Origin of the sequence: Cellulomonas sp. NPDC057328 (assembly GCF_042667215.1) — a bacterium.
Lineage (GTDB): Bacteria > Actinomycetota > Actinomycetes > Actinomycetales > Cellulomonadaceae > Cellulomonas.
Genome location: NZ_JBHUZW010000171.1, coordinates 1 through 6,129 on the forward strand (window position 1 = coordinate 1; position 6,129 = coordinate 6,129).

The window sequence follows — 6,129 nt, forward strand, 5'->3', positions numbered from 1 at the left end:
GCGGGCACCGGCGGCCCCGCGTCCCGCCGCCCCCGCTTCGCACCGCACCACGCCCACGAGGAGTCGTCATGCCCGTCACCGAGTACTTCACGGAGCTCGCGAGGGCGGCGTCGGCCGCCCTGGCGGAGGAGTTCCCCGACGCTCCAGCCACGACCACCACCGTCACCGACGCCGCGCAACGGTCCGCGGCCGCCTCCTGGCAGGCTCTGGCGGTGCATCCCCTGCAGGTCCTGGAGACGGGGTACCAGGACGTCGTCCGCGCGGCGGGGGCGTCGGCCCGCACCGACGACGAGCGTCGCGACGTGGAGTCCGAGGCCCTGTCCCGGTTCTTCGCGCTCGGGTCGACGCCGCTGCTGCGGCTCGAGGTCCCGCCCGGCGCGCTGGACACCCTCCTGTCGGACAAGCCGCTCGTCGAGGACCTCCTCGACCAGATGGCGTCGGCCGCGTCGCTGGTGCGGGAGAAGCTCGACCACCCGGCCCGGGATGACGTCACGATCGCCGACCTCGCGTCCGTCGTCACGTGGGCGACCCGCGCCGTCACCGCCATGGCCCCGGCGGGGGTGCGCACACCGCTCCCTGCGGGGGTCGAGCAGGCCGCGCGCTACCTCGGGATGCTGGACACCGGCTGGTCCGGCCCGGACGCGGTCGCGGCGTGGGTGAACGCGCACCAGAACCACGTCCGGGAGGCCGACCTCCTGGACCTGCTCGCGACGCTCCAGGACGAGCTCGTCGTCCCCCTCCGCCGGCCGGACAACGCGGTCGCCGCGGTGCGCGCGCTGTACAACATCGAGTCCTTCACGCTGGTGCGCCTGCTGCACCGGTTCGAGGGCGGGACGGCGTCCGCGCCGATGCCGGTCGACCGGCGTCGGGTCGCCAGCGGCCTCGTCACGGGGGCGATGCACCCCGCGACGCTCACCGCCTGGCACGAGAAGCAGATCGCGGCCCTGTCGGCGGCGATCACGACCGTCGACGGCGCGCTGCGCACCCAGCTGGGCACCGCACGGCCCGTGACCCGGTTCTACCTGAAGGGCGGGCGTGCGCTCTTCACCGCCCTGGGCACCCCGGAGCTCGGCGGGAACGACTGGGACACCGGCATCCTCATCGACCCCGACCTCGACCCCGAGGCCTGGTACACCGCGTTCGCCGGGGTGCACGACGTCGTCGTCCGCACCCTCGACGGGTTCCGGTACGGCTACACGCAGGAGCTGCACCGGACGACGCCCGCCACGCGGGTCCTCGCGTCGGCCGCGTCGGCGGGGCCGGACCTGGACAACGCGGCCCTGAGCGAGGCCGCGGAGTCCGCCGAGGACCAGCTGCACCGCGCCCAGCTGGTCCGCCGCCCGCACCTGGCCGCCGCTGCGCCGGGAGCCCTGGGGCAGGTCGCGCAGCGCGTCGGCCGGCCCGCGGGCGTCAACGGCGAGCTCGTCGACGTCGGCATCCCGACCCGTTCCTCGGTGGAGCTGCTCGAGCTCTGGCGCACGATGACGGTCGCCGCACAGCCGGGCGTGTCCGGCACGGCGCTCCCGGTGCCCACGCTGCCGTACTTCGTCGCGGACCTGTCGACCATCCTCCGCGAGGCGGTGGCCGACGAGCAGAGCGAGCCGGACCACAAGCTCGGCAAGCGCCTGGTGCGCCTCGCGACCGTGCTCGCCGGCGCGGGCCTCGGCGCCGAGGTCGCCCGGCGGCGGGAGCGTCTCGCCGCGGTGCTGCCGAGGACCGTCGAGCTGCTCCGCCCGGACGTCGCCGGCGCCGCCGGTCGGCTGCAGGTCATCACCCTGTCCGACCTGGTCGACTCGCAGTCGGAGCCGCCCACCGCGGACGCGGCCGTGGACGAGCACCTGGCGGCGCAGCTGCGCGCCGGCCTCCTGTACGACGAGCGCGACCCGCAGGTGGTGCGGATCTGGGCCGCGGTCGAGCAGGGGATCGCCGAGGCGAGGCGTGCCGAGGCCCGGACCCTGCTAAGCATCCAGGCAGGGGCGCACCGCGTCGCGGCGACGGTGCTGTCCGACCGGGCGGTCCGTGAGCGCAGTCTGGGCGTGGACCTCACGCGCACGGAGCAGGCAGGGCCCTGGAGAGTCCTCGTCCAGGCGCTCGACCGCCTCGCCCGGGTGAGCACGGACGCCGCCCGGTGCGTGGTCAGCGGGTCGCTCGGCGCCCGGCTGCAGCTCTGGCACGCCGGGGTGGCGGACCCGCCGACGGTCGCTCCCGTCGACCGCGTCACCGTGGACCTCTGGCTGCCTCACCAGGACGCCGAGCGGGTCGGCGTCGCGCTGGGCACCGTCCGGACCGCGCTGTCCCCGTTCGGCGACGCGCGCGTCGTCGGGGAGGGGCCGCAGGCGCGTGCCGTGCTGAGGCTCGACCTGACGACGTCGCCGACGATCGGTACGGCCACCGGTCAGGTGGCGCTGGTGGTGCGTCCGGTGGCCCCCGGGGACGCCGCCTCGCTCGACGTGATCCGCGGGTGGTCGGTGACGCCGACCCGCCGTCTGGTCGAGCAGTACCTCGAGTCGGCGGCGGCGGTGCCCGACTTCGACCTGCGCGAGGCTGAGCACGCGGCGTCGAGCACGCTGCTGCGACGGGTGCTCGGGCACGCCGTGGGGCCCCTGCGCACCGGCCGCGCGCTCTGAGGACGCCGCCGCGACGGCTCCCGCGCCGGCCTCCGCCGCGGCGGCCTCCTGTCGCGGCGGCGGCACGGCTACGGATCGGTGCGCGCGTCGCCCCCTAGACTTGTGCACCATGTCCACCCTCTCCCGCGACGAGGTCGCGCGCGTCGCCGCGCTCGCCCGGATCGACCTGACGCCGGGCGAGCTCGACCGCCTCGCCGGCGAGCTCGACGTCATCGTCGAGTCGGTCGCCCGGGTGTCCGAGGTCGCGACGCCCGACGTCCCCGCGACCAGCCACCCGCTGCCGCTGACCAACGTGTTCCGCGCCGACGTGCCCGTCGCGCCGCTGGACCGCGACGAGGTGCTCGCCCAGGCGCCGGCCGCCCAGGACGGCAAGTTCCTCGTCCCGCAGATCCTGGGGGAGGAGGCGTGAGCGCCGCGACGAGCGGGGCGGACAGCCGCCTGACCCACATGCCGGCGTCCGAGCTGGCGCAGCGGCTGGGCGCACGCGAGGTCAGCAGCGTCGAGCTGACGCAGGCGCACCTCGACCGCATCACGGCCGTCGAGCCGCAGGTGCACGCCTTCCTGCACGTCGCCGCCGACGAGGCGCTGGCCACCGCGGCCGACGTCGACGCCCGCCGCGGCGCCGGGGAGGAGCTGCACCCGCTGGCCGGCGTGCCCATCGCGGTCAAGGACGTCGTCGTCACGCGCGGCCTGCCCACCACCGCGGGCTCGCGCATCCTCGAGGGCTGGGTGCCCCCGTACGACGCGACCCTGGTCGAGAAGATCAAGGCCGCGGGCCTGCCGGTCCTCGGCAAGACGAACATGGACGAGTTCGCCATGGGCTCGTCCACCGAGCACTCGGGCTACGGCAACACGCACAACCCGTGGGACCTGGACCGCATCCCCGGCGGCTCCGGCGGCGGCTCGGCGGCCGCGATCGCCGCGTACGAGGCGCCGCTCGCGATCGGCACGGACACCGGCGGCTCGATCCGCCAGCCGGCGGCCGTCACCGGCACGGTGGGCGTGAAGCCGACGTACGGGTCGGTCTCGCGCTACGGCCTCATCGCGCTGGCGTCGTCGCTCGACCAGGCGGGCCCCTGCACGCGCACCGTCATGGACGCCGCGCTGCTGCACGAGCTCATCGGCGGGCACGACCCGCGCGACGCCACGTCGCTGTCCGACCCCGCGACCGGCTACGTCGCCGCGGCGAAGGAGGGCGTCTCGACCGACCTGCGCGGGATGCGGGTCGGCGTCGTCCGGGAGCTGCAGGGCGAGGGCTACCAGCCCGGCGTGCTCGCGCGGTTCGAGGAGTCGCTTGAGGCGCTGCGCAACGCGGGCGCCGAGATCGTCGAGGTCTCCTGCCCGCACTTCACGTACGCGCTCGCGGCGTACTACCTCATCCTCCCCGCGGAGGCGTCGAGCAACCTCGCAAAGTTCGACGGCATGCGCTTCGGCCTGCGCGTCGAGCCGTCCGAGGGTCCGGTGACGGCCGAGCGCGTCATGGCCGCCACGCGCGGCCAGGGCTTCGGCGACGAGGTGAAGCGGCGCATCATCCTCGGCACGTACGCGCTGTCGGCCGGCTACTACGACGCCTACTACGGCTCGGCGCAGAAGGTCCGCACGCTCATCCAGCGGGACTTCGCCGCCGCGTTCGAGCAGGCCGACGTGCTCGTCTCGCCGACCGGGCCGACCACGGCGTTCAAGCTCGGCGAGAAGCTCGACGACCCGCTCGCGATGTACCTCAACGACGTCGCGACGATCCCGGCGAACCTCGCGGGCGTGCCGGGCATGTCGCTGCCGAACGGCCTGTCGGACGACGGCCTGCCGGTCGGCTTCCAGATCCTCGCACCCGCTCGCCAGGACGCCCGGCTGTACAAGGTCGGTGCGGCGCTCGAGGCGCTGCTCGAGTTCGGGTGGGAGGGGCCGCTGCTGCGCCGCGCGCCCGAGCTGACCGGAGGGGTCGCCTGATGAGCACGACGACGAGCGTCGACCTGGTCGACTACGACGACGCGGTGGCCCGGTTCGACCCGGTCATCGGCATCGAGGTGCACGTCGAGCTCGGCACCCGCACCAAGATGTTCGACGGCGCCGAGCAGTCCTTCGGCGAGGAGCCGAACACGCAGATCACCCCCGTGAGCCTCGGCCTGCCGGGCGCGCTGCCGGCGGTCAACGGCACGGCGGTGGAGTACGCGATCCGCATCGGGCTCGCGCTCAACTGCTCGATCGCCGAGTCCTGCCGGTTCGCCCGGAAGAACTACTTCTACCCGGACGTGCCGAAGAACTTCCAGACGTCGCAGTACGACGAGCCGATCGCGCACGACGGCTGGGTCGACGTCGAGCTCGAGGACGGCACCACCTTCCGCGTCGAGATCGAGCGCGCGCACATGGAGGAGGACGCCGGCAAGAACACCCACGTCGGCGGCGCCACGGGCCGCATCCACGGCGCCGAGTACTCGCTGGTCGACTACAACCGCGCCGGCGTGCCGCTCGTCGAGATCGTCACGCGGCCCATCACGGGCGCCGGCGAGCGCGCGCCCGAGGTGGCGCGCGCGTACGTGCAGACGCTGCGGGACCTGTTCCGCGCCCTGGGCGTGTCCGAGGCCCGCATGGAGCGCGGCAACGTGCGCGCGGACGTCAACGTGTCGCTGCGCCCGACGCCCGAGTCGGCGCTCGGCACGCGCACCGAGACGAAGAACGTCAACTCGTTCCGCTCCGTCGAGCGGGCGGTGCGCTACGAGATCAGCCGCCAGGCGGCCGTGCTCGACGGCGGCGGCACGATCGTGCAGGAGACGCGGCACTGGCACGAGGACACGGGCAGCACGACGTCCGGCCGCGTGAAGTCCGACGCCGAGGACTACCGGTACTTCCCGGAGCCGGACCTCGTGCCGATCGTCCCCGACCCGGCGTGGGTCGAGGAGATCCGCGCGTCGCTGCCCGAGCTGCCCGCCGCGCGGCGCCGCCGCCTGCAGGGCGAGTGGGGCTACGCCGACGCCGAGATGCGCGACGTCGTCAACGCCGGCGCCGTCGAGCTCATCGAGTCGACCGTCGCCGCGGGCGCCTCGCCGGCCGCCGCCCGCAAGTGGTGGATGGGCGAGCTCGCGCGCACGGCGAAGCAGCAGGAGGTCGAGCTCGCCGAGCTGCCGATCACGCCCGCGCAGATCGGCGCGCTGCAGCAGCTCGTCGACGCCGGGCGCATCAACGACAAGCTCGCGCGCCAGGTGCTCGAGGGCGTGCTCGCGGGGGAGGGTGACCCCGAGCAGGTCGTCGTCGCGCGCGGGCTCGAGGTCGTCTCCGACGACGGCCCGCTGCTCGAGGCCATCGACGCGGCACTCGCGGCCCAGCCCGACATCGCCGAGAAGATCCGCGGCGGCAACCTCGGGCCGGTCGGCGCCATCATCGGCGCCGTCATGAAGGCCACGCGCGGCCAGGCCGATGCGGGCCGCGTCCGCGAGCTCGTGCTGGAGCGCGTGCAGGCCGGCTGACACCGGCCACCGCACGGCCACGGCGCCGGCACCCCGCGGGG

The 6,129-nt window shown here is 74.8% G+C and carries 4 protein-coding genes; all 4 read left to right on the forward strand.

All coding sequences use genetic code 11. The annotated features are described in order from the left end of the window. Window positions 1-68 precede the first annotated feature (68 nt). A complete protein-coding gene (locus tag ACFUMH_RS18335; RefSeq protein WP_378208915.1) occupies window positions 69-2,627 on the forward strand; it encodes a hypothetical protein in 2,559 nt (852 codons plus the stop codon). A gap of 109 nt (window positions 2,628-2,736) precedes the next feature. Beyond that, window positions 2,737-3,036: an Asp-tRNA(Asn)/Glu-tRNA(Gln) amidotransferase subunit GatC gene (gene gatC, locus ACFUMH_RS18340; protein WP_378208917.1), complete on the forward strand. Its 300-nt coding sequence runs from the start codon at window positions 2,737-2,739 to the stop codon at window positions 3,034-3,036. Between the two features lie 38 nt (window positions 3,037-3,074). Continuing rightward, complete coding sequence (gatA, locus tag ACFUMH_RS18345) at window positions 3,075-4,574, forward strand: Asp-tRNA(Asn)/Glu-tRNA(Gln) amidotransferase subunit GatA (RefSeq protein WP_378208919.1); 1,500 nt, start codon at window positions 3,075-3,077, stop codon at window positions 4,572-4,574. Next, the gene (gatB, locus tag ACFUMH_RS18350; RefSeq protein WP_378208918.1) at window positions 4,574-6,088 is read left to right on the forward strand and encodes an Asp-tRNA(Asn)/Glu-tRNA(Gln) amidotransferase subunit GatB; all 1,515 of its coding nucleotides are present in this window, start codon (window positions 4,574-4,576) and stop codon (window positions 6,086-6,088) included. The genes gatA and gatB overlap by 1 nt, the downstream gene beginning before the upstream one ends. Window positions 6,089-6,129: the final 41 nt, after the last annotated feature.